Source organism: uncultured Psychrosphaera sp., assembly GCF_947500655.1.
Lineage (GTDB): Bacteria > Pseudomonadota > Gammaproteobacteria > Enterobacterales > Alteromonadaceae > Psychrosphaera.
The window spans coordinates 1-22,773 of the sequence record NZ_CANMSK010000014.1; the positions used below are offsets into that span (position 1 = coordinate 1).

Below are 22,773 nucleotides of genomic sequence, written 5' to 3' on the forward strand. Positions count from 1 at the left end.
ACAAGATATTTAATAAAATCAATCAACAGGGTTAATTCGAGCTTGAGGAGCAACGAACTGAATTTAGAATAAAGTACCTAAATATCAGTGGCAAACGATAGGAATTAATCTTATGAATTAATTTAATTAACTCACTTATTTATGAGCTGAGTTCAGATGTTAAATTTTAGGCAAAAAAAAGGGCATCCAAATTGGATGCCCAAAAGACTTTAAGTATTTAATATCCACAACAAGATATTAAATAAAATCAATCAACAGGGTTGATTCGAGCTTGAGGAGCAACGAACTGGGATTAGAGTAATGCATCTAAAAACCAGTAACAAACGATAGGAATTCACCTAATGAATTAATTTATTTAACTTATGAAAAGTGATGATTTTAGTGCTTGTTAAAAAATTAGCAGCCATTAACAAGCCAATAAATATTAATTCTATGTTTTAAATATGTGCTTTTTGTATAACGGTTTATATTAACGTTCGTGATAAAAATTAGATGAGAAGTTGTAATTGGTATAAATAAAAAAAGGGCATCCAAATTGGATGCCCAAAATATTACTATATATAATATCCACAACAAGATATTAAATAAAATCAATCAACAGGGTAGTTCGAGCTTGAGGGGCTGCGAACTGGGTTTAGAATAAAACACTTAAATATCAGTGGCAAACGATAGGAATTCATTTAATAAATTAATTTATCTCACGCATGACTTTGTGATTTCTCTCAAGTACTTCAATAAAAATATTTAAGGACTTAACATTTTTATCATTAAATTTTTTTTATAAAAAGGTAGGTGATGGAATGTTAAATTTTAGGCAAAAAAAAGGGCATCCAAATTGGATGCCCAAAAGATTTTAAGCATTTAACGTCCACAACAAGACATTAAACAATATCAATCAACAGGGTTAATTCGAGCTTGAGGAGCAACGAATTGAGATTAGAGTAAAGTATCTAATCTCAACTAACAAATGATAGGAATTCATTCGATGGGTGAATTAAATTAATCTATGTAAGGTACTTAATAATGGAGCATGAGTAACGAGTGTAAAATTAAGACAAAAAAAAGGCGCATTAATTAAATGCACCTATATTATGCTGCTTACAGCTTACAGCTTACAGCTTACAGCTTACAGCTTACAGCTTACAGCTTACAGCTTACAGCTATTCGTCAATGCTACGTAATAGTGCGTTAACACCAACTTTTGCACGAGTTTGTGCATCAACTTTCTTAACAATAATTGCAGCGTAAAGAGAATGGCTACCATCTTTTGATGGCAATGAACCCGGTACAACAACCGCACCAGCAGGAACCCTACCATAAGTTATTTCACCAGTTTCACGGTCAAAGATACGAGTAGACTGACTGATATATACACCCATAGAAAGTACAGCGCCTTCTTCAACAATTACACCTTCAACAACTTCTGAACGAGCACCAATAAAACAATTATCTTCAATAATCGTTGGATTAGCTTGTAGAGGCTCTAAAACGCCACCTATGCCAACACCACCAGATAAATGTACATTCTTACCAATTTGAGCACAAGACCCAACAGTGGCCCATGTATCAACCATAGTGCCATCATCAACATAAGCACCTATGTTTGTGTAAGAAGGCATAAGAACTACATTCTTACCAACATAAGAACCTTTACGTGCAGCCGCAGGAGGAACAACGCGCATTCCACCTTGTTTAAAGTCTGCTTCAGTGTATGACGCAAATTTATTATCAACTTTATCGTAAAATTTAGTTTCGCCACCATCCATAACTTCGTTGTCACGAATACGGAATGATAATAAAACTGCCTTTTTCAACCATTGATGAACAACCCATTCACCAGCAATTTTTTCAGCAACACGTGCTTTACCACAATCTAATAATTCTAACGCTTGCTCTACAGATGATTTAACTTCTGCAGTAACCGTTGTTGGTGTGATAGCATCACGATTTTCAAATGCTTGTTCAATGATCTCTTGTAAAGAGGCTAGGTTTTGTAACTCAGTCATGACTTTCCTAAATATATTATTGTTTAATCTAATTCTAATTCTTGTTTTAACGCTTCAACTAATGATGCTTTTTGTTCATCATTTAATTTAGTTCTTTCTATTGTAGATACTCTAAAAATATCTTCTGCTTTTTCACCTATAGTGGATATTTTAGCAGAGTACAGCATGATATTGTTCTGTTTAAATACTTTTGAGATCTTAGCTAAAACTCCCGGTGTATCCAGTGCCGTTAATTCCATCATGTTACTGTATTTATTTGAATCTTCTTTGAAGTTTACAGTGACTGGAATTTTAAACTGCTTAATTTGTCTTGGAATACGTTTTGAAAATGTGGAACTGCATTTACCCGTTAAGATCACGTTTTCAACTAATACTCTTATATTTTCTCTACGTTCTGCCGTTGAAATCAAAGAACCATCTTGTTCTAAAATAATAAACGTATCAATGACATAACCGTCTTTGGTATTAAGTATATGCGCATCAACTACGTTAGCATTTTTAGTGTCAAAAGTAGTTACTATATCTGCGAATAAACCAGGCTGATCTTTAGCATAGACAAATACTTGGGTGCCACCACGTACGGCAGTTTCGCTGATCAAAACTAAAGGTCGTTTGGAGCGATTTGAGTGAGCTAATAATTTCTCAGTGTGCCATTCGATATGTTTTGGAGCATGGCGGGCAAAATACAAAGTCCTCACTTGCTTCCATATTTTCTGAATTGAACCTGCAGGGTAACCGTTCTTTTCTAATAGCAGTAGAGCTTGTTCTTTATTAGCTTTTGCTGTTTCTCGCATATCTTTGACATTTTCTAACCCCTGACGCAATGCACGTTGAGTTACAAGGTAAAGATCAGCTAACAAGGTGCTTTTCCAATCATTCCAAAGATTAGTATTGGTAGCTCTTACATCAGCAACCGTTAAGCAATAAAGCAAATCTAATCGGGTCTCGTCTTTCACAATTTTAGCAAACCGGGCTATGACGTCTGGATTATAAATATCACTTTTTTGAGCGGTTACAGACATTAATAAATGATTATCCACTAGCCAGCTGATGATCTTAGTGTCAGATTTAGGTAGTTTGTGTAATTCGCCAAAACTAGTTGCATCAATAGCACCTAATTTTGAGTGATCTCCGCCGCGTCCTTTACCAATGTCGTGGAATATACCTGCGATATAAAGTAATTCTGGTTTATCTAAGCGTTTCATAATGCCGCTGCAAAGTGGAAACTCAGATTTGAATTCTGGAATTGTGAATCTATGCAGGTTTTGGATCAATCGATGAGTATGTTCATCAACGGTATACGCGTGGAATAAATCAAACTGCATTTGTCCAACGATATGACGCCAATTAGGCATGTAATAGGCCAATACACTGTGACGAAGCATTAGTGTAAATGCTTTTCCCATTGAGTTTGGGTGACGTAAAAATTCAAGAAACGCTTCTCGGCAATAAGCTAAATCTTGCAAGTCGCCCATTAAGCGACGTCGAACTTGGCGCAATAATCGAATAGTGGAAGAATGTAACTTTTCAATTTCGTCATGATCCGCAATGTGTGTGAACATTTTGATCATATTGGCGCGGTTAAAAAATACATCATCGTGTTTCGCTAACAAAGAACGTCCATGAATCGCAAAATCGTCATCAATATCGGTCACTTCTCGTGTAATACCGAGTATGGCGGAGTTAAATACTTGTAATAACATAGTGTTTAGCTCGACAACTCGCCTAGCAACACGGAAAAAACGTTTCATCATGCGTTCAACAGCGGCTTTGCCGTCATCACCAAAACCCATCATTTCGGCAACTTCTGGTTGATAATCAAATAACAAACGGTTTTCGCTGCGCTTTGCGACCACATGTAACGCAAATCGCATTTGCCATAAATAATCTTGGCACTCATTCATTTCTTGATATTCATCTGGTTGTAAATAACCATGTTTCACTAACTCGGCCACACTTTGAGTATCAAAATGTTTTTTAGCAACCCAAGAAATAGTTTGTAAATCTCGCAAACAACCGGGATTAGCCTTTAAATTAGGTTCCAAATTGTAAGAGGTTGAGTGATATCGATTATGCCTTTCTCTTTGTTCATCACGTTTTGCTAAGTAAAATTCTTTTGAGCTGATAAATTTTGAATTTGTTAGCTCATCACATAAAACTTTAAAAATATCATTATTACCAGCTAATGGGCGTCGCTCCATTAAGTTAGTCGCTATCGTAATATCTTCTTTGGCGATACTTAATGTTTCTTTTATGGTGCGAACCGAGTGGCCAACATCAAATTTCAAATCCCACAAGGTGGTAATAAATAAACTAATTTTTTCAGTTGAACTGGATGATATTGATTTTTTTGAAAGTAATAGTAAATCAACGTCCGACTGAGGATGTAACTCTTTGCGTCCGTAACCACCAACCGCAACTAAGCTTAGATTATTGTCTTGATCTAGACCTGAGTAAATCCAAACATTTTGTAAGATAAAATCAACAAATTCAGCACGAGCTCTAACCAAGTAACGAACAGGAATTGAATTGAAGTTTTGTTCACTCCAATCAGAAAACTGCTTAATACGTTCTTTGTACTCCAACAAATTAAAAGGTGTTGGTAGTGACGTTAATAATGGTGCTGGTATTTCAAATATCATCTTTTTCTCTTTGTTAAACAATAGATAGCTTTGATTAATAGATAGTTTGAATTGATTTTTTACTTTTTACACCAGTGGTTACTGGCTCATTTATTAATGTGAAATCACTCGAGGGAAATCTTCATCATTACGTAATGTTAATACCTCAACACCATTTTCAGTTACTAACAAAGTATGCTCATACTGAGCTGATAACTTTCTATCTTTAGTTACGGCAGTCCATTGATCTTTCAATACTTTTAAACGATAAGTTCCAGCGTTGATCATAGGTTCAATAGTAAAGCACATACCAGCTTTTAATTCTTCGCCAGTGCCCGCTTTGCCGTAATGAACAATTTGCGGTTCTTCATGGAAACCTTCGCCAATACCATGTCCACAAAAATCACGAACAACAGAATAGGATGCCGCTTCTGCGTGTTTTTGTATGATTTCACCAATGTCACCTAGACGACAACCTGGCTTTACAATTTTAATGGCTTTATAAAGGCACTCTTGTGTCACTTTAGCAAGACGTTTAGCTTGGATGTTTGGTTCGCCAACAAAAAACATTTTTGATGTATCACCATGAACGCCATCTTTGATAACGGTAACATCAATATTGACTGAGTCACCATTTTTTAACGGTTTATCATCGGGGATACCATGACAAATAACGTGATTGACTGACGTACAAACCGATTTTGGAAAAGGCGGGTAACCATAATTTAATGGGGCTGGAATACAACCTTGAACGTCAACAATGTAATTATGACAAAGGGTGTTTAATTCATCGGTAGTAACCCCGACTTTTACATGCTCACCAATCATTTCTAATACTTCTGCAGCCAACTTTCCGGCGATGCGCATTTTTTCAATTAGTTCAGGTGTCTTAATTATTGCTGACATAAATATTTCTCTCTGTTTCGACACAACTTTTAGGGAAAAAGCCTAAAATGTTAAAAAATGAACGATTTTATTGGCAATTAGTTGTGTTTGCTAAGTCTCTTATGGTATAAAGCGCGCCTTATTTTTACAAAGGTTTTTTAAGTTTTTACTTAAATCATTTTTAAAAAAGTAAGTAAGCTAAGTTATTAGCGTAATAAATAGCACATTAATTTAAATTAAATAACACACATATATCGACACATTCCCCGGGGTGCTGAAGCGTTGTAAAACGCCAAAGTCGGATAGGAATGGGATATATGGAGGCCTAACCCCATTAGAGGAAATTAAAATGGCAAACGTATCAATGCGTGACATGCTACAAGCTGGCGTACACTTCGGTCACCAAACTCGTTATTGGAACCCTAAAATGAAACCTTTCATTTTCGGCCCACGTAACAAAGTTCATATCATTAACTTAGAGAAAACAGTTCCAATGTTCAACGAAGCGTTGGATTTTATTAAGACTGTTGCAGCTCGTAAAGGTAAGATCTTATTTGTTGGCACTAAGCGTGCGGCAAGCGAAGCTATCAAGGAAGCAGCTATCTCTTGTGATCAATACTACGTTAACCATCGCTGGTTAGGTGGTATGTTGACTAACTGGAAAACAGTTCGTCAATCAATCAAACGTCTTAAAGACTTAGAATCACAGTCTGACGACGGCACGTTTGAAAAGCTTACTAAAAAAGAAGCTTTAATGCGTACTCGTGAAATGATTAAGCTTGAAAAAAGCTTAGGTGGTATCAAAAACATGGGCGGGTTACCTGACGCGATCTTCTTGATCGATGCAGATAATGAGCACATCACTATTGCTGAAGCAAATAACTTGGGTATCCCAGTTATTGCTGTTGTTGATACTAACTCTAACCCAGACAACATTGATTATGTTGTTCCAGGTAACGACGATGCGATTCGTGCAATTCAACTTTATACTTCATCAGTTGCTAATACGATTAAAGAAGGTCGTAATAACAATCTTGAAGTTCAAGCTGAAGATTTTGTAGAAGCATAATAATTGTCTTAAATCATTCGTGATTTATAAAGACAATGTATAGGGTCATTAATTTGACCCTATTTTCCAAATTAATAGGTTAGTGCACTTGATAAGTGCGGTAACAACAATGTGAGGATACCCTTATGGCAGTAACTGCTGCATTAGTTAAAGAACTACGTGAACGCACTGGCGCGGGCATGATGGATTGTAAGAAAGCGTTAACTGAAACTGATGGTGACATCGAGTTAGCAATTGAAAACATGCGTAAAAATGGTCAAGCTAAAGCTGCCAAAAAAGCAGGTAACATTGCTGCTGAAGGAACAATCATTATTAAAGAAAATAATGGTGTTGCTGCGCTAGTTGAAATCAACTGTCAAACAGACTTCGTTGCTAAAGATAAAAACTTCTTAGCATTTGCTAATTCTGTTGCTGACGCTGCTATTGCATCTACAACGACTATTGAAGCTCTTCAAGCTGAATTCGAAGAAGCTCGTGTAACTTTAGTTACAAAAATTGGTGAAAACATCAATGTTCGTCGTCTTCAATACATTGAAGGTAGTGCACTAGCATCATACCGTCATGGTGACAAGATTGGTGTTGTTGTAGCTGGTGAAGCAGACGCTGAAACGCTTAAGCACATTGCTATGCACGTAGCTGCAAGCAAGCCTGAGTTTGTTAACCCAAGCGACGTTCCAGCTGAAGTTGTTGAGAAAGAAAAACAAATCCAAATCGAAATCGCGATGAATGAAGGCAAGCCTGCTGAAATCGCTGAAAAAATGGTTATTGGTCGCATGAAGAAATTTACTGGTGAGGTTTCTCTTACTGGTCAAGCGTTCATCATGGAACCTAAGAAAACTGTTGGCGATATCCTTAAAGAAAAAGGCGCTACAGTAACTTCATTTGTTCGTTTAGAAGTTGGTGAAGGTATCGAGAAGAAATCTGAAGATTTCGCAGCTGAAGTAGAAGCTCAAATTGCTGCTGCTAAAGGCGCATAATTTCTTTTAGAAATTAACTCATACAAAAAACCGCACTCATGTGCGGTTTTTTTTATTGGGTTTTTAGCCAAATCAAATGTGACAAACGTTTATTAAACTTTTATTTCTTGGTAGTTGAGCTGTAACCCTTCAATATTTAATACTCTACTTTCAATTGTATTCTTAGCTATATTTTTAATGTTGCCATTGTTGTTCGGATTATAAATAACTGAAAGCTTATAATCATTGTAAATAGTGAGACTAAAGTGACTTAAATCATCAAGTTTTAATTGATTTATAATATCAACTTTTAAAATGTCTAAATAATTCGAAATTGTATATTTCGCATAAGACTCTTTTAATGTCCATAATGTGTAAAAACTTGATATTAGTTCAACGTTTTTTTCATTTTCGTGAAAGAGTGTTGCAGTATTTTGTAAAACCGTTCGTTTAGGATCTTCAAATTCTACATCTATACCAATCCTTCCTTTTTCATTTGCAAAAATACAAATACATTCTTTGCTATGAGATATAAAATATAAATACTTAGATTTTTTTTGTTTATATTCCACGATTAATGCTTGGTTTTGTGAACAAAATTTAACATTAATATCATTCATTTTAACATCTGGAAATGCTATTTTTTTTATTAAAATACGACTTAATATAAATTGAATTTTAGAGCTTTTTCTTTTTTTATTGGATAGTGTTTTTAATTCTCGAGTCGATAGGTTTTTTGTAAGTTCTTGAAAATAATAAAAGTATTTTTTTTTGTTGAATTTTATTGTATATAATTCATTCATGTACTACACCCCCTCTGTTGGATTAAAATAATATCTTGTTCTTATTACTAATTAATAATAAAATAAAGAATAAGTAGTATTGGTTATTTGAGGCCAAATGGAATTGAGAATAAAAAATTGGTCGTTTGTTGAAACTTCAAATTTAACTAAGTTTAATTGTTGTAATATGACTAACACTCATATTGTAAATTCTTTAGATATAAAAGATATACCTTCATTATCAGTTATTCCTAGAATGAAGAAAAGACGTTTAAGTACGTTTAGTCAATTAGCATTATCAACGGCCTTAGACATCACTATTGAAAGTGATTGTGTGTCCGTTTTTTCATCCAGACATGGCGATTTACATAAAACGAATCAACTGCTGAAAGTTGTAGCAGGTGAGGAAGCGCTTTCACCTACCCAATTTAGTCTTTCTGTACATAATGCTGTGAGTGGTCAGTTTGGTATTTTAACGAATAATAAAGCGGCTTCAAGTGTTATTGCCGGAGGTATTAATAGTTTTCATTATGCGCTTATAGAAGCTTATGCTCTACTGCTTGAAAATGAAGAAGTTCTAGTTGTTCATACCGATACTGAATTACCAGAAAATTACAGTCAATTTGAAGATGAACTTCAAGTATCACATAGTTTAGCTATATTATTATCTCGTATAGAAGGGGTTCCTTTGCAGTTAACGCCTATAGATACATCTGGTGTAATAAGTGATCCTAAACTCACCCCTGAAAAAGTATTACCCCAAGCTATCCAATTTTTTAATTACTTAATTAGTGATGATACTGAGATTGAAATTTCTAATAAATGGAAGTGGAATAAAACTAATGATAAAAATTAATAAAATTTGGCGACAATTTGCAACTATTTTTTGTTTTTCTACTTTTGCATTTGGCTCGTTTTTTCTATCGTTTTTGGTATTCCCATTACAACGTATATTTGTGAGTAAAAATAAACGTAAAAGAACGGCCCAATTAACAGTGCATTATTCTTTTCGGATGTTTATAAAGTTAATGAGTTCTCTAGGTGTCTTAAAAGTTGATACGCTAGGTGTTAAGGATTTTAATGATATTAAAGGAAAGGTTATTATTGCTAATCATCCATCATTGATTGATGTTGTAGTGTTAATAGCTAGCATAAAAAATGCTGATTGCATTGTAAAAAATGAATTATTTAAAAATAGATTGTTAAAAGGGGTGTTTGACGCGACAGGTTATATTAGTAATTCAGACCCTGAACTATTGATTGCTGCATGTAAATCATCCTTGGATAGTGGCAATAATATAATTATATTCCCAGAAGGAACCCGAAGTGAAAAGGGAAGAGATATCACCTTTAAAAGGGGGGCTGCTAACATAGCAATTAGATGTCGAGCCCATTTCTTACCATTAGAAATTTCGGTTTCGCCAAGTACATTATCAAAAGAAGATAAATGGTTCAGTACACCAGAGAGAAAATTTGATTTTGTTCTGAAAACCAATGAAGAAATCGACTTATCAAGCTATTTTGATGAACCCAATTTACCATTAGCTATTCGACAGGTAACAGCTGATGTTGAAAGCTATTTTAAAAGGAAACTGCAGTACAATGAGTGAGATAAAAGTAGAATTAAAAAAACTAATTATTGATGTTCTAGATCTTGAAGATGTCAGTGTTAGTGAAATCATAGATGATGAGCCTCTTTTTGTTGACGGCTTAGGATTAGATTCAATTGATGCCCTTGAATTAGGACTCGCTATCAAGAAAGAATATGGCATTAAGCTAGATGCAAACTCAGAAGATACAAAACGTCATTTTGCTTCAATAAATGCGTTAGCTGAATTTATAACAAGTCAATCATAGGAAGTTTATTCATGAAAAGTAAAGAAGAAGTATTCACGGCACTAAAAACAATTTTAGTTGATGATTTTGAAATTGATGCTGATGAAATTACGTTAGAAGCAAACTTATATGAAGAATTGGACTTAGATAGCATAGATGCAGTTGATCTGGTTGTTAAGTTACGTGATATCACGGGTCAAAAAATTGAGCCTGAAATATTTAAACAAGTAAGAACTGTTCAAAATGTTGTTGATGAAGTCTACGCATTAGTATCTGCTAACTAAATGAATTCAAACCTGTTTAAAATACTGATTTTTATACTTATTGCTTGCTACCCACTTTTTATATTTATGGGGTTGAAAGAGGTAGGTGTTAGGTTTGCTGGATTAGTATTTACAGTTTTGTTAGTTGCTCGTGTCTTTATGGGGATGCGTAGTGTTAGTTATTTTGTATTAGCGTTGCTAGGATTTATTCCAATACTGTATGCGATTATATCTAATGATGTTATTGGATTAAAATTTTATCCAGTGGTCATTAGTTTGTCTATGTTGGCAATGTTCTCTTATTCATTATATAGCCCTCCAACAATGGTGGAACGAATTGCTCGTCTTACGGAGCCTGATTTGCCGCCATCTGGCGTTGAATATACTCGTAAGGTAACGATTGTTTGGTGCATATTTTTCATATTGAATGCGTGTTGTGCGTTTTATACCGCAATGTACAGTTCAATGGAAATATGGACGTTATATAATGGATTAGTTTCTTATATATTGATGGGATGTTTAATGGCTGTTGAATGGCTAGTTCGGTTGAGAGTTAAATCTCGTGGTTGATAATGTGTCTATGTATATTTATAGAGCCTCTCAAACTGCTGGTATGCATTCTTCTGTTGGATTTATATCTTATAGTGACTGGTGTAAAAAAGTTAACCACCTCGCGGCCAAATATCGGAAATCGGATGCGGAAAATTGGCTGCTATTTGATATAGATAGTTATCAATTTTCACTTCAGTTTTTTGCAATGTTAGTGGCTGGGAAGAATGTTTTTTTACCACCAAATCAACAACCAGAAACTATTAAACAATTAGAAAAATTGGTTGATGCAAACAGTAGCGATATATTCGATAGTTCCATGAATTTAATTATTACTGAGAATGAGTCCGCTGAATTTGCAATTAATAAGCAACAGCAAGTGACAATTTTTACGTCTGGTTCATCAGGTCAACCTAAATTAATCGTTAAGCATGTTTGGCAATTATTAAATGAAATAAATGAATTGCAACAACTTTGGGGCGAGGAAGTAGATGAGCAAATCACTTTGTCTTTTGTTTCTCATCAACATATTTATGGTTTGTTATTTAGATTAATGTGGCCTGTTTTAAGTCATAGAGATTTGGTTGTAGAACAATTTGAATACCCAGAACATCTAGTGGCAAAAGCTCTAGAGTTTAATCGGTCCATTTGCATCGTGGGCAGTCCTGCACACTTTACTCGTCTTGTTGGAAACAACGTTTTAGCTGATTTGAATGATTCATTAGGCTTGATTTTTTCATCGGGAGGTAATTTGCCCACGGATAAAGCCGTTGCCTTGAATCATGAGTTAAGCGTAAATATTGTAGAAGTATTTGGTAGCTCAGAAACTGGTGGGATAGGATGGCGACAACAAGCTGAACCTCATTGCACTCAATGGCAGCCATTTTCTACTGTTAAAGTAAGTTACGATACTAAAAGCCAACAATTAAAGATCAAATCAAATTATTTGCAAGATGTTGATAGTTGGTATCTATGCGATGACCGTATTGATTTAGATGAAAATGGTAAATTTAATTTACTCGGCCGAATTGATCGAATTGTTAAAATAGAAGAAAAACGTTTGTCATTAGACGAAATGGAACAACAACTCTCAGCTCATACTTTTGTTAAAAATGTTTTTGTAACACTATTACAAAATACTAGGGTGCAAGTTGTGGCAGCTGTTGAATTGTCTGAGTTAGGACAAGAAAAATTAGCTTTAGATGGTAAGTTAGCCATTAACAATCAGTTGAAAAGTCATTTAACTCAAACGTTTGAAAGAGTGACATTACCTAAAAAATGGCGCTATGTAGATACTCTACCTTACAATGCGCAAGGAAAACTCATTAAGTCAGAAGTAGAAGAGATGTTTAATCATGGTAATTAATCCAACGATAACTGAAGTTATGGAAGAAGAAAATGGTTGTAAATTAGCATTGTTTATACCTAAAGATTTGGAATATTTTTCAGGGCATTTTAATGGCTCCCCAATCCTAGCCGGTGTCGTCCAACTTGACTGGGCTATAAAATTTGCTAAGGAATATTTACCTTTTGATAGTTTTATATTTGACCGAGTTGAGGTGTTAAAGTTTCAGGTGATCATACAGCCTGAAGATAATGTTATTCTGGAACTAATTAAAGTATCAGAGAAGAAATTTAAATTTTCATATATTTCAAATAAAGGGAAACATGCATTCGGGCGGGTTATTTTAAAATGAATTTGTCTGGATATTGTTTCATAATACCGAATTATAACCATCACTTAAAAATAGAAGAGACCATACAAGAGTTAAGTGGTTTTGATATACCTATTATTATTATTGATGATGGTAGTGATCAGCAAACTAAAGATGTGCTCAATCAAGTAATAAAGCATTTTAGTTGCGTATCTATGATCACCCACGAAAAGAACCAAGGCAAAGGGGCTGCGGTAATTAATGGTTTAGTCAAAGCCCGTGAGATTGGTTGCACACATGGAATTCAAGTTGATGCAGATGGGCAACATAATTTATTAGATATTAAAAAGCTAATAAAATGCTCAAACGATTTTCCAAAAGCACTCGTCAGTGGGCGCCCTATTTATGATGATTCCGTTCCTAAGAGTCGCTTGTATGGCCGATATATAACGCATTTTTGGGTTTGGGTTGAGACACTATCGTTTAAAGTTATTGATAGTATGTGTGGTTTTAGAGTTTATCCAGTTGAAGCTAGTGTGAAGCTAATTAATGATGTGAAAATTGGTACAGGAATGGATTTTGATACCGATATAATGGTGCGATTATTCTGGCGTAATGTTGAGATGAAGTTTATAGCAACTAAAGTGATTTACCCAGAAGACGGGTTATCACATTTTAATGCGTTGAATGACAATATATTAATCTCTTGGCTACATACTAGGTTGTTTTTTAAGATGTTATTGATTTTTCCTTATTTAATTTTAAACAAATGGAGAAAAAATTAGAATGGATGAAAAACAACGTCATTGGTCTGCAACTGAAGAACGAGGCAGCTCATTAGGAATAAAATTATTAGCATTTGTTTACCGCTATTTAGGTCGTTGGTTATGCAAGTTACTCTTAGTGCCAATTATTTTTTATTTCTACCTTTCTGGTAAAGTTGCACGTAAAGCATCAATCGATTATCTAACCAAATCAAAAGCTAACGGGGTAAATGTTACACCGAGTTTCTGGGGTGGCTTTAAACACTTTATGCAATTTGGTTATTCTATTTTAGATAAAATTGATGTGTTAATTAACCATATCGATTTAGACGATTTGGTCTTTGAAGGTCAAGAACATTTAGATGAGTTATATAACAAAGGGCAGGGGTGTATTTTATTTGGCTCTCACCTAGGGACCTTAGAAATTTGTCGAACCATAGGCCGTAGACGTAGAAATAAACGCATTAATGTTTTGGTATCAACTCCTCACGCGAACAAAATAAATCAACTTTTAAAAAATTTAGATCCAACTGTCGATGTTGATTTAATTCAAGTCACAGAATTTGGTGTCGACCTTGCCATTATACTTAAAGAACGAATTGAGTTAGGTGAGATGGTGGTTATTGTTGGTGATAGAACATCAATCAGTAATTTTGGCCGTGTGCATTACGTTAACTTTATTGGTCATCCTGCACCTTTTGGTGAAGGTCCATTTGTTTTAGCTGGGTTGTTAGATTGCCCGGTTTTATTATTATTTTGTTTAAAAGATGATTCTAAATTTAAGATCATTTTTGAGCCTTTTGCTCAAACATTAAAATATCCTAGAAAAGATAGAAAAGAGTTATTGGATGGTGCAATAACAGAGTATGCAAAACGACTTGAATATTATTGTGGTCAATATCCTTTGCAGTGGTTTAATTTTTATGACTTTTGGCTGGAAGATTCCAAGGAAAAGTTAATTAAGTAATGGAGAAATTTGTGAGTTCTAACAATATAAAAGAAGTTGTTTTTGGTGACGATAGAATATCAATAGAAGATATAGTAGCTATTTCAAAATCTGAAGCAAATGTTGCATTGTCAACTTCAGATGATTTTAAATTAAGAATAGATTCAGCTGTAACGTTTTTAGATGATTTACTTGATGAAGATGGTGTTATTTATGGTGTAACAACTGGTTATGGTGACTCTTGTACGGTAGATGTGCCTGTATCTATGGCAACTGAATTACCATTACACCTTACCCGTTTTCATGGTTGTGGTATGGGAGCTCCGTTTTCGGAACAACAATCAAAAGCTATTTTAGCTACTCGTCTTTGTTCTTTGGGACAGGGCTATTCTGGTGTTAGCTGGCCGTTATTGAATCAACTTACTGGATTTATCAATAAAGATATTTTACCAGTGATCCCTCAAGAGGGTTCTGTTGGGGCAAGTGGCGACCTAACGCCTTTATCTTATGTTGCTGCTTGTATGATAGGTGAGCGAGATGTTTATTATAAAGGTGATGTTGTTAGTGCCGAACAAGCAATAAAGCTAGAGAATATGTCTCCTTTGGTATTAAGGCCTAAAGAAGGCTTGGCTATGATGAATGGTACAGCTGTTATGACAGCAATGGCCTGTCTTGCATACAGCCGAGCTGAATATTTAATTAAATTGTGTAGCCGAATTACTGCTTTTACTAGTTTAGCGCTTAAAGGAAACTCTAATCATTTTGATGATATTTTGTTTAGTGTTAAACCTCACCCAGGACAACAAGAAGTTGCAAGTTGGATCCGAAACGATTTGAATCACCATGAGCATCCACGAAATTCAAAACGTTTACAAGATAGATATTCGGTTAGATGTGCACCACATATTATAGGCGCTCTTCAAGATAGTATGCCTTGGTTACGAAGCATGATTGAGAACGAATTAAACAGTGCAAACGATAATCCAATTATTGATGGTGTTGGTGAGCATGTATTACATGGTGGTCACTTTTATGGTGGTCATATCGCGTTAGCTATGGATACCTTAAAAAACTGTATCGCTAACTTAGCTGATTTAGTTGATCGTCAAATGGCACTATTAATGGATACTAAATTCAATAATGGCTTACCGGCAAATTTATCTGCGGCTAAAGGCGAGCGTCGTTATATTAATCACGGATTTAAAGCGGTACAAATTGGTACGTCAGCTTGGACTGCAGAAGCATTGAAACATACTATGCCGGCCAGTGTATTTTCTCGTTCTACTGAATGTCACAATCAAGATAAAGTGAGCATGGGAACGATAGCATCAAGAGATTGCCTAAGAGTATTAGATTTAACCGAGCAAGTTGTTGCTGCTGGATTATTATCTTCAGCCCAAGGGGTTAGATTACGTATTGAGCAGAATGAGTTATCAGCTGCAACATTAAGTAAAGACCTTGCATCAATGTTAGATATTATTAGTACTGATTTTGAATTACTTGTTGAAGACAGAGCTTTAGAGTCAGATTTAAGACAAACTGTAAGCAAGATTCAATCTAAGTACTGGGATTTATATAATGGCTGAAGTACCGACAAAAAAACCAAAAGCACTTGAAACTGCTATTGTGATTGATGTGCCATTTTATGATGTGGATGCTATGCATGTTGTTTGGCATGGTAACTATGTTAAGTATCTTGAAGTTGCAAGGTGTGCACTAATGGACACACTGGACTTTAATTATGCTCAAATGGAACAGTCGGGCTATATTTGGCCAATCGTGGATATGCGGATCAAGTACATAGGATCCGCTTTATTTACGCAAAAGATTAAAGTTTTAGCCACTATTGTTGAATATGAGAACCGCATAAAAATAGAGTATGTGATCACAGATACTGAAACAGGTAATGTATTAACAAAAGCCTACACAGTTCAGGTTGCACTTTCTACTGCAAGCAAGGAAATGTTGTATTCGACACCTAATGTGATGCTAGAAAAGCTTGGTGTCGCTAATGACTAGACTTTGCTTATATATCCTGTTGCCTCTTTTTTATTTGTCGTTTAGCGCTAGCGGAATTGCTAGCGTAGACTTATCTCAATTTAAGCCAATAACAAATGAGCAACAATTACCAAAATTATTAATGTCCAATCTACATAGGGCAAGTTTTGTTCAGACAAAAAAGTTAGCCGCATTAAAAAGACCGATTATCTCCTCTGGTGAGTTAGTCGTGAATAAAGATTTAGGTTTACTTTGGTATACAGAAAAGCCACTTAATTCGATTTTAAAAATCACGAAAGATGGCATATATGATATTGAATCAAATTTTAATCCGATTAAGCAAACCGTTGTAACTAATAATCAAAGCTTTAATGAATTTTTATTCGCTGTTTTAAATTTAAATTGGCAGTTTATTCAACACGAGTTTAGGATTTATCAGTCAATTCAAGAACCTAAAGAGTTTTTGTTGTTACCGGTTAATTCTGAGATGTCGAAAGTCTTTTCTAATTTTAGAATGATGGTGGGCGATCAAATTGAACAGATAATTTTGTGGGAAAATAATAGTAATAAAACGACTATTGAGTTTACTAACTTACCCACATCAGCTTTGTCTAAAAAGGAATTAGAATACTTTGTATTGGACAAATAAACATAGGCTTTATGGTTTTGTTAGTTTTATATTTATCCTTTTATTTATGGGATGGTATGGACAAAAAAACGTAAATTTTGATTCAGACCTTTTGGCTCTGTTGCCAGTAGATGAAAATTCGAAAGTTGTACAGCAAGCAATATTTGATGATTCAGCAAATAAAGTTTTCTTTTTAATTTCAGAGAATGAAAATCGTTTAGACGATAGTGTTTCAGCTGCAAAAATGATTATGAGCGAGCTTGAAAGTGCTGAAGTGATCCAATTCCCAGATGATACCAATAGTTTAGACTTGTCTTCGTTTTCCCAATTGTATGCGTCTCATCAGTATCATGTTTTATCAAGTACAGTAAAAAAACTGCTGAAAGAAAAACAATATGAAAAACTTGGTGAGCACTTAAGTAAGCAACTGTTTATTCCTGGAAACCCATTTTTAGCTGACACTATTGAAGTTGATAGTACGTTGTTATTAGCTGATTTATTAAGAACTAAATCTTTACTATTTAAAAGCATAACTAGGTCTAACGGTTTTGTTTGGATAGATCATAAATCAAAAAAATATTTATTATTATCAGGTGAAGTATCTAATCAAGTTAATTGGTCAGTGGAGTCATCTGAACAAGTAAATACGGTTATCTTGGATGTTTTGAGTAAGGTAAATGAACAATACTCTAATCTTAATATTATTAAATCAGGTATATTATTTCATACCGCAGCGGCTAGCAGTATTGCTAAAAAAGAAATTAGCCGGTTTGGCTCATTATCACTGATTGCATTAGTGTTATTAGTTGTGATTGTGTTTAATGGGGTAAAGCCATTTTTACCCGTTAGTATCGTCGTCATTACATCTCTAGTTGCAGGATATGTCGCTTTAGTTAGCACATTTACTTCAGTCCATTTATTAACGTTTGTATTTGCTGTCAGCTTAATAGGTATTTCAGCCGATTATTGTTTTCATGTTTTATGTAGTAAAGATGAAAATGATAATAAGAAAGAAACAAAAGAAACGTCATTATCACCATCAACTAAACGAGCATTGATAACCGGCTTTTTTACTACATTTTTAGGTTATGCAGTGTTGTTGCTCAGCCCTTTAGGTTCAATCGATCAATTAGTTGTTTTTATGATGGCAGGTTTAGCTGGGGCATTAATTACAAGTTTATGGTTATTACCTTCTTTATCTTCATTTATAAAAATATCACCATCAAAATATGCATTAAGCTTTTCTGAAAAGCTAAGTTCGAGATTTGCTAATGGTAAAATATCAAAATTGATCTTAGTTATCAGTATTGTTGGGTTGTGCTTGTTATTATTCGTTGGTGGGGCTCCTAAATTCAATGACGATATTCGTTTGTTAAATAGCTCACCTCAAATATTACTTAACGATGAAAAAGATTTTAGAACTGTTTTCCAACAACAATGGGAAAGCCAATTTATTTTAATTAAAGGTTCTTCAGAGCAACAGCTATTAGAGCAGGAATGGGAACTTTCTGAATCATTAACTAATTTAATAACTCAAAATGAGTTAGTTGATTATCAAGCCGTTAGTCAATGGTTGCCGCCTGTTATAGAGCAAAAGAAAAATGAACAAGAAGTTAGTAATGCATTTATAAATAATGCTTTTAAATCAACAGTTGCTATGACCTCCGATGATTTTAAGTTTATGCTGAATTTAAATTACTTACACCCTGTTGATTTTTTCTTAACTCCAATAGGAAAAACTATTAAGCCACTTTGGTTGGGAGAAGTTGAGGGACAGTTTTATTCAATTGTTCGCTTAGCTGGAATTTCAAATAAAGTTGCGTTGCTAGATACGTTAGAAAAATTTGGATTTGCGACATTTTTTGATAAACCAAATGAAGTTTCACAGCAATTAAGTGAGTACCGAAAAAACCTAGTAATTATGTTATTTGTATCTTTGATCACTATGTCGGTCTTCTTAGTAGTGAAATATGGTTTAACAAAGGCCAGCTATTCAACTTTTTTATTATCGCTTGCGATAGGATTATCTTTTTTAATTAGCTTTCAAATACAACAACATTTAAATGTATTTAATATTATTGGTAGTTTATTAACATTAACTTTAGGTATTGATTATGTTGTGTTTTATTTAGAGAAAGGATTATGTAAACGAGTTGTTTTAGCAATTAGTTTATCAGCAATATCTACAATTATTACCTTTGGTATGTTAGTTTTTAGTGTTACTCCTGCAGTCTTCAGTTTCGGTTTAACTGTTTGTGTAGGTATCTGTTTTATCTATTTGTTAGCTCCATTAATTTGTCATTTGAACAAGGAATAAAATATGTGGGATGTAGTAATAATAGGAGCTGGGCCATCAGGAGCTTTAGCTAGTAGTTTGTTAGTACAGAAAGGGTACAGTGTTTGTATATATGAAAAAGAGTACTTTCCTCGATTTTCAATTGGGGAAAGTTTATTACCTCATTGTATGCAATTTATTGAACAAGCGGGCATGTTAGATGCGGTTACAAATGCAGGTTTCCAGTTTAAAAATGGAGCTGCGTTTCATAAAGAAGGCGAGGATGATGTTACTTTTGACTTCACAGAAAAATTTTCTGAAGGTCCAGGTACGACATTCCAAGTTACACGCGGTACATTTGATAAAATATTGGCTGATGAAGCTGAAAAAAGTGGTGTTGAAATTAATTATGGCTCCACCGTTTTATCTTTTGAGACAAATGAAAAAAATGCAGAGTTACAGATTTTAGACAGTGAAGGCAATACTAAAACGGTTAAAGCTAAAATGGTACTAGATGCCAGTGGTTTTGGTCGAGTTCTACCTAAGTTACTTGATATTGAATCGCCTTCCGATTTTCCTGTTAGAAGTGCCATATTCAGCCACTTTGATGATGGCATCACAGATGAAAATTTTGACAGAAATAAAATATTAATAACAGTTCATCCAGAACATAGTGATATTTGGTATTGGTTGATCCCACTAGCTGATGGGATTTCTAGTATTGGTGTTGTGGGTTCGCCAGAAAAAATCAAGATGTCTGAAAGTTCAGATATGCAGCAGACATTAATTAATTTAATTAATGAAGATAGTCATTTATCAGCATTATTAAGTAACTCTAAAATGGTTCGTGAGGCTCGCCGACTTGAAGGCTACTCAGCAAATGTTTCTGCGCTATCAGGGGACCGATTTGCGTTACTTGGTAATGCTGGCGAATTTTTAGATCCTGTATTCTCTTCTGGTGTGACTATAGCATTACGCTCAGCGACTATGGCTGTCCCTCTGGTTATAAAAACATTAGAGAACAAGAACGTTGATTGGCATGCTGAATATGATGTCCCACTACGTAAAGGTATTAATGTTTTTAAAACATTTGTCGTTGGTTGGTATGATGGTCGTTTTCAAAACGTTATATTTCATAAAACCCCTGATGGGCAATCTGACATAAAAGAAATGATCAGCTCTGTTTTGGCCGGATATGCATGGGATGAAAAAAACCCTTTTGTTGCTAACTCTGAGCGTTACTTAAATGTATTAGCTGAAATATGTACAGATACTTAATTTTTCTTGTATTACTGCTAACAGGTTGTGCATCTGTTATTAAGCCCAACGTCATTGATAATAAATTAGTTTATATTACTGATGGTGTACCGTTTCGTCTCAGTATGCCGCCAGCTACTTGGCAAAACCGTTTTTTATTACAACATTTACAAACTCAAGTGAATGGAGAGAAAAAACAGTTATTGTTTAATGTAGAAATGCAAGCTGATGGAATAAGTATGGTTGGCTTATCTACATCAGGTCTCGAATTATTTAGCTTAGTCATGTCTGAGACTCAAGACCGCATACAAGTTAGCCAATTACCTCTGATAGAGTTAGATCCTAAATACGTTTTAGCTGACTTTCAATTAGCGTTTTGGCCTGTTGAGTTACTACGAAAAGAGTTGCCTAGTTTAACCATAGAGGTTGAAAAATCAGAAGGATCTTTAGTACGAGTGTTCTCTTTAAAACAACTAAAACTAATAACGATTACCTATAGCCCAAATGAAAAGTATGTTGATGATAAATATGGATATAATTTGTTTTTTGAACACCATATAAGAAACTATCAACTAAGTATTACTACATTAGAGCAGGGGGAGATATGACTCAGCAGCCACTTGTATTAACTCAGATGGGCATGGTTAACGCCTTAGGAACAAGCTACGAGCAAATTTTTGATAACTTAATGTCAGGTAATACTAATGGTTTATCTGCTATTAAATATGAAGGTTTGGATGATGTTGTCGTTTTGGGTGAAGTAAAAGGAGAGTTACCTGATTTAAGTGATGCTCCAGCTCGATTCCAAACAAGAAATAATCAATTAGCTAAGCTTGCATTAAATCAAATCCAGCCTCAAATTGAGTCTTTGTGTGATACTTTGGGCCGGAATAAAATAGCTGTAATTATTGGTACTAGTACATCAGGTATTGCTAGTGGGGAAAAGTACTGTAAAGAACTTTCTCTACAAGAGGTGACTTTAAATAAACATCAAGTCGATTCGTCTTTGTATGAATATGCGATGCAGGAAATGAACAATCCAGCTGACTTTATAGCTAATGAGTTTGAGCTTACTGGACCTACTTATAGTATTTCAACAGCTTGCTCATCAAGTGCTAAAGCCTTTGCATCAGCTCGTCGATTAATTTTATCTGGCGTTGTTGACGCTGCTATTGTCGGTGGTGTTGATAGTTTATGTGAATTAACACCTAGAGGATTTTCGGCTCTAGAGTCGACATCTAGTGTTATTTGTCAGCCATTTAGTCATAACCGTGATGGGATTAATATCGGAGAAGGTGCTTGTTTATTTATTTTGCAAAAAGCATCGTCTGGTATCGCATTATTAGGTGTTGGTGAATCGTCAGATGCGCACCATATATCAGCACCTCATCCAGAAGGCGTTGGTGCAATATCAGCAATGTTAAATGCACTAAAAATGGCTAATAAAAAAGTCACAGATGTTGATTACATAAACTTACATGGTACGGCTACTACATTAAACGATCTGATTGAAGGGAATGTTGTTGCTGAGCTATTTCCAAAACAAACGCCCTGTAGCTCTACAAAGCCTTTAATTGGTCATACATTAGGTGCAGCAGGTGCTATGGAAGCTGGTTTTTGTTGGATGGCTATGAGCGCTAAAAATACTGAAATGAAATTACCACCTCATTGTTGGGATGGTCAGCATGATCCATTGATACCACAATTACAGTTTGTAACAACCACTGATAAAATAAAAAAAATGCCTACATTATGTTTAAGTAATTCCTTTGCATTTGGGGGCAGTAATAGCTGTGTCGCTATAGGAGTAATTAATAATGATTAAATTTACAGTAGATGAAGTATTGGCTCACGATGCGCCAATGATTTTGATTGATGAGCTGTTAAGTTATTCTAATACTTCTGCTACTTGCAAAGTTTTGATAACACCTGAGAAATTATTTTATGACGCGACCGTCGATGGTATTCCATCTTACGTTGGTACTGAGTATATGGCACAAACAATAGCTGCATATGCTGGAGCAAAAGCGAAAGTGAAGAATAGGCAGCAAGCAATAAAAGTAGGTTTTTTATTGGGCTCTCGTAAATATGCTCCAAGCATATCTACTTTTAAAAATGGTAGTGAATTAATTGTTACTGCTGAAGAGATAATTGTAGAAGATTCAGGCTTAAGCGTATTTAGTTGTGTTATTAAGATAGATAATGAAATTATCGTTGAAGCAAATATCAATGTATTTCAACCTGAAAACCCAAAGACTTTTATTGATAAGCAATAAAGCCACT

At 34.7% G+C, this 22,773-nt stretch carries 23 protein-coding genes; 19 read left to right on the forward strand and 4 right to left on the reverse strand.

Features of this window, described 5'->3' with window-relative positions; all coding sequences use genetic code 11:
- Positions 1 to 1,160 precede the first annotated feature (1,160 nt).
- From dapD to map, 3 genes are all read right to left on the reverse strand, one after another.
- A complete protein-coding gene (gene dapD, locus Q0940_RS11910) occupies positions 1,161 to 2,006 on the reverse strand; it encodes a 2,3,4,5-tetrahydropyridine-2,6-dicarboxylate N-succinyltransferase (protein ID WP_299268785.1) in 846 nt (281 codons plus the stop codon).
- Between the two features lie 23 nt (positions 2,007 to 2,029).
- Positions 2,030 to 4,648 carry a [protein-PII] uridylyltransferase gene (glnD, locus tag Q0940_RS11915; RefSeq protein WP_299268787.1) on the reverse strand — a complete coding sequence of 873 codons (2,619 nt, stop codon included), beginning with the start codon at positions 4,646 to 4,648 and terminating at the stop codon, positions 2,030 to 2,032.
- Positions 4,649 to 4,741: 93 nt separating this feature from the next.
- The gene (map, locus tag Q0940_RS11920; RefSeq protein WP_299268789.1) at positions 4,742 to 5,533 is read right to left on the reverse strand and encodes a type I methionyl aminopeptidase; all 792 of its coding nucleotides are present in this window, start codon (positions 5,531 to 5,533) and stop codon (positions 4,742 to 4,744) included.
- Between the two features lie 328 nt (positions 5,534 to 5,861).
- Here map and rpsB point away from each other — a divergent pair, with 328 nt between their 5' ends.
- Complete coding sequence (rpsB, locus tag Q0940_RS11925; protein ID WP_105052154.1) at positions 5,862 to 6,581, forward strand: 30S ribosomal protein S2; 720 nt, start codon at positions 5,862 to 5,864, stop codon at positions 6,579 to 6,581.
- Positions 6,582 to 6,706: 125 nt separating this feature from the next.
- Entirely contained in the window at positions 6,707 to 7,558 is an 852-nt protein-coding gene (tsf, locus tag Q0940_RS11930) for a translation elongation factor Ts (RefSeq protein WP_299268795.1), read from the forward strand.
- 92 nt (positions 7,559 to 7,650) lie between these two features.
- Here the strand turns inward: tsf and Q0940_RS11935 are convergent, their stop codons facing one another.
- A complete protein-coding gene (locus Q0940_RS11935) occupies positions 7,651 to 8,340 on the reverse strand; it encodes a 4'-phosphopantetheinyl transferase superfamily protein (protein WP_299268797.1) in 690 nt (229 codons plus the stop codon).
- Between the two features lie 166 nt (positions 8,341 to 8,506).
- Between Q0940_RS11935 and Q0940_RS11940 the strand changes: the two genes are divergently transcribed.
- The 17 genes from Q0940_RS11940 (at position 8,507) to Q0940_RS12020 (ending at position 22,766) form a co-directional block, all read left to right on the forward strand.
- Complete coding sequence (locus Q0940_RS11940) at positions 8,507 to 9,175, forward strand: beta-ketoacyl synthase chain length factor (protein ID WP_299268799.1); 669 nt, start codon at positions 8,507 to 8,509, stop codon at positions 9,173 to 9,175.
- On the forward strand, positions 9,162 to 9,929 hold the full coding sequence (locus Q0940_RS11945; RefSeq protein WP_299268801.1) for a lysophospholipid acyltransferase family protein: 768 nt from the start codon (positions 9,162 to 9,164) through the stop codon (positions 9,927 to 9,929). The genes Q0940_RS11940 and Q0940_RS11945 overlap by 14 nt, the downstream gene beginning before the upstream one ends.
- Entirely contained in the window at positions 9,922 to 10,176 is a 255-nt protein-coding gene (locus Q0940_RS11950; protein WP_299268803.1) for a phosphopantetheine-binding protein, read from the forward strand. The genes Q0940_RS11945 and Q0940_RS11950 overlap by 8 nt, the downstream gene beginning before the upstream one ends.
- A gap of 11 nt (positions 10,177 to 10,187) precedes the next feature.
- Entirely contained in the window at positions 10,188 to 10,439 is a 252-nt protein-coding gene (locus Q0940_RS11955; protein ID WP_299268805.1) for an acyl carrier protein, read from the forward strand.
- A 66-nt stretch (positions 10,440 to 10,505) separates the two neighbouring features.
- On the forward strand, positions 10,506 to 10,988 hold the full coding sequence (locus tag Q0940_RS11960; RefSeq protein WP_299268807.1) for a hypothetical protein: 483 nt from the start codon (positions 10,506 to 10,508) through the stop codon (positions 10,986 to 10,988).
- Positions 10,989 to 10,998: 10 nt separating this feature from the next.
- A complete protein-coding gene (locus Q0940_RS11965; protein WP_299268972.1) occupies positions 10,999 to 12,333 on the forward strand; it encodes an AMP-binding protein in 1,335 nt (444 codons plus the stop codon).
- On the forward strand, positions 12,323 to 12,664 hold the full coding sequence (locus tag Q0940_RS11970) for a thioester dehydrase (protein ID WP_299268808.1): 342 nt from the start codon (positions 12,323 to 12,325) through the stop codon (positions 12,662 to 12,664). The genes Q0940_RS11965 and Q0940_RS11970 overlap by 11 nt, the downstream gene beginning before the upstream one ends.
- The gene (locus Q0940_RS11975; protein ID WP_363323581.1) at positions 12,661 to 13,407 is read left to right on the forward strand and encodes a glycosyltransferase family 2 protein; all 747 of its coding nucleotides are present in this window, start codon (positions 12,661 to 12,663) and stop codon (positions 13,405 to 13,407) included. The genes Q0940_RS11970 and Q0940_RS11975 overlap by 4 nt, the downstream gene beginning before the upstream one ends.
- A 1-nt stretch (position 13,408) precedes the next feature.
- The gene (locus Q0940_RS11980; protein ID WP_299268810.1) at positions 13,409 to 14,353 is read left to right on the forward strand and encodes an acyltransferase; all 945 of its coding nucleotides are present in this window, start codon (positions 13,409 to 13,411) and stop codon (positions 14,351 to 14,353) included.
- Between the two features lie 11 nt (positions 14,354 to 14,364).
- Entirely contained in the window at positions 14,365 to 15,918 is a 1,554-nt protein-coding gene (locus tag Q0940_RS11985) for an aromatic amino acid ammonia-lyase (protein ID WP_299268812.1), read from the forward strand.
- On the forward strand, positions 15,911 to 16,351 hold the full coding sequence (locus tag Q0940_RS11990) for an acyl-CoA thioesterase (protein ID WP_299268815.1): 441 nt from the start codon (positions 15,911 to 15,913) through the stop codon (positions 16,349 to 16,351). The genes Q0940_RS11985 and Q0940_RS11990 overlap by 8 nt, the downstream gene beginning before the upstream one ends.
- Entirely contained in the window at positions 16,344 to 16,979 is a 636-nt protein-coding gene (locus Q0940_RS11995) for an outer membrane lipoprotein carrier protein LolA (protein WP_299268818.1), read from the forward strand. Before Q0940_RS11990 ends, Q0940_RS11995 begins: the two co-directional genes overlap by 8 nt.
- Positions 16,963 to 19,275 carry a hypothetical protein gene (locus Q0940_RS12000; RefSeq protein WP_299268821.1) on the forward strand — a complete coding sequence of 771 codons (2,313 nt, stop codon included), beginning with the start codon at positions 16,963 to 16,965 and terminating at the stop codon, positions 19,273 to 19,275. The genes Q0940_RS11995 and Q0940_RS12000 overlap by 17 nt, the downstream gene beginning before the upstream one ends.
- Before the next feature lie 3 nt (positions 19,276 to 19,278).
- Positions 19,279 to 20,511 (forward strand): NAD(P)/FAD-dependent oxidoreductase, encoded by a 1,233-nt coding sequence (locus Q0940_RS12005; RefSeq protein WP_299268823.1) that lies wholly within the window; start codon positions 19,279 to 19,281, stop codon positions 20,509 to 20,511.
- Positions 20,496 to 21,098: a DUF3261 domain-containing protein gene (locus Q0940_RS12010; RefSeq protein WP_299268825.1), complete on the forward strand. Its 603-nt coding sequence runs from the start codon at positions 20,496 to 20,498 to the stop codon at positions 21,096 to 21,098. The genes Q0940_RS12005 and Q0940_RS12010 overlap by 16 nt, the downstream gene beginning before the upstream one ends.
- Positions 21,095 to 22,315 carry a beta-ketoacyl-ACP synthase gene (locus Q0940_RS12015; RefSeq protein ID WP_299268828.1) on the forward strand — a complete coding sequence of 407 codons (1,221 nt, stop codon included), beginning with the start codon at positions 21,095 to 21,097 and terminating at the stop codon, positions 22,313 to 22,315. The genes Q0940_RS12010 and Q0940_RS12015 overlap by 4 nt, the downstream gene beginning before the upstream one ends.
- Positions 22,308 to 22,766, forward strand: a complete 459-nt coding sequence (locus Q0940_RS12020) for a 3-hydroxylacyl-ACP dehydratase (RefSeq protein WP_299268830.1) — start codon at positions 22,308 to 22,310, stop codon at positions 22,764 to 22,766. Before Q0940_RS12015 ends, Q0940_RS12020 begins: the two co-directional genes overlap by 8 nt.
- Positions 22,767 to 22,773 lie beyond the last annotated feature (7 nt).

Bases quoted from the DNA above. Each gene is read 5' to 3' on its own strand.
- Q0940_RS12015 (WP_299268828.1), top strand. From the start codon at position 21,095: ATGACTCAGCAGCCACTTGTATTAACTCAGATGGGCATGGTTAACGCC.
- Q0940_RS11980 (WP_299268810.1), top strand. From the start codon at position 13,409: ATGGATGAAAAACAACGTCATTGGTCTGCAACTGAAGAACGAGGCAGC.
- Q0940_RS11990 (WP_299268815.1), top strand. From the start codon at position 15,911: ATGGCTGAAGTACCGACAAAAAAACCAAAAGCACTTGAAACTGCTATT.
- Q0940_RS11955 (WP_299268805.1), top strand. From the start codon at position 10,188: ATGAAAAGTAAAGAAGAAGTATTCACGGCACTAAAAACAATTTTAGTT.
- Q0940_RS11995 (WP_299268818.1), top strand. From the start codon at position 16,344: ATGACTAGACTTTGCTTATATATCCTGTTGCCTCTTTTTTATTTGTCG.
- Q0940_RS11935 (WP_299268797.1), bottom strand. From the start codon at position 8,340: ATGAATGAATTATATACAATAAAATTCAACAAAAAAAAATACTTTTAT.
- Q0940_RS11970 (WP_299268808.1), top strand. From the start codon at position 12,323: ATGGTAATTAATCCAACGATAACTGAAGTTATGGAAGAAGAAAATGGT.
- tsf (WP_299268795.1), top strand. From the start codon at position 6,707: ATGGCAGTAACTGCTGCATTAGTTAAAGAACTACGTGAACGCACTGGC.
- Q0940_RS11965 (WP_299268972.1), top strand. From the start codon at position 10,999: ATGTATATTTATAGAGCCTCTCAAACTGCTGGTATGCATTCTTCTGTT.
- Q0940_RS12010 (WP_299268825.1), top strand. From the start codon at position 20,496: ATGTACAGATACTTAATTTTTCTTGTATTACTGCTAACAGGTTGTGCA.
- Q0940_RS11960 (WP_299268807.1), top strand. From the start codon at position 10,506: ATGGGGTTGAAAGAGGTAGGTGTTAGGTTTGCTGGATTAGTATTTACA.
- Q0940_RS12020 (WP_299268830.1), top strand. From the start codon at position 22,308: ATGATTAAATTTACAGTAGATGAAGTATTGGCTCACGATGCGCCAATG.
- Q0940_RS12005 (WP_299268823.1), top strand. From the start codon at position 19,279: ATGTGGGATGTAGTAATAATAGGAGCTGGGCCATCAGGAGCTTTAGCT.
- Q0940_RS11945 (WP_299268801.1), top strand. From the start codon at position 9,162: ATGATAAAAATTAATAAAATTTGGCGACAATTTGCAACTATTTTTTGT.
- map (WP_299268789.1), bottom strand. From the start codon at position 5,533: ATGTCAGCAATAATTAAGACACCTGAACTAATTGAAAAAATGCGCATC.
- Q0940_RS11940 (WP_299268799.1), top strand. From the start codon at position 8,507: ATGACTAACACTCATATTGTAAATTCTTTAGATATAAAAGATATACCT.
- dapD (WP_299268785.1), bottom strand. From the start codon at position 2,006: ATGACTGAGTTACAAAACCTAGCCTCTTTACAAGAGATCATTGAACAA.
- glnD (WP_299268787.1), bottom strand. From the start codon at position 4,648: ATGATATTTGAAATACCAGCACCATTATTAACGTCACTACCAACACCT.
- Q0940_RS11950 (WP_299268803.1), top strand. From the start codon at position 9,922: ATGAGTGAGATAAAAGTAGAATTAAAAAAACTAATTATTGATGTTCTA.
- Q0940_RS11975 (WP_363323581.1), top strand. From the start codon at position 12,661: ATGAATTTGTCTGGATATTGTTTCATAATACCGAATTATAACCATCAC.
- rpsB (WP_105052154.1), top strand. From the start codon at position 5,862: ATGGCAAACGTATCAATGCGTGACATGCTACAAGCTGGCGTACACTTC.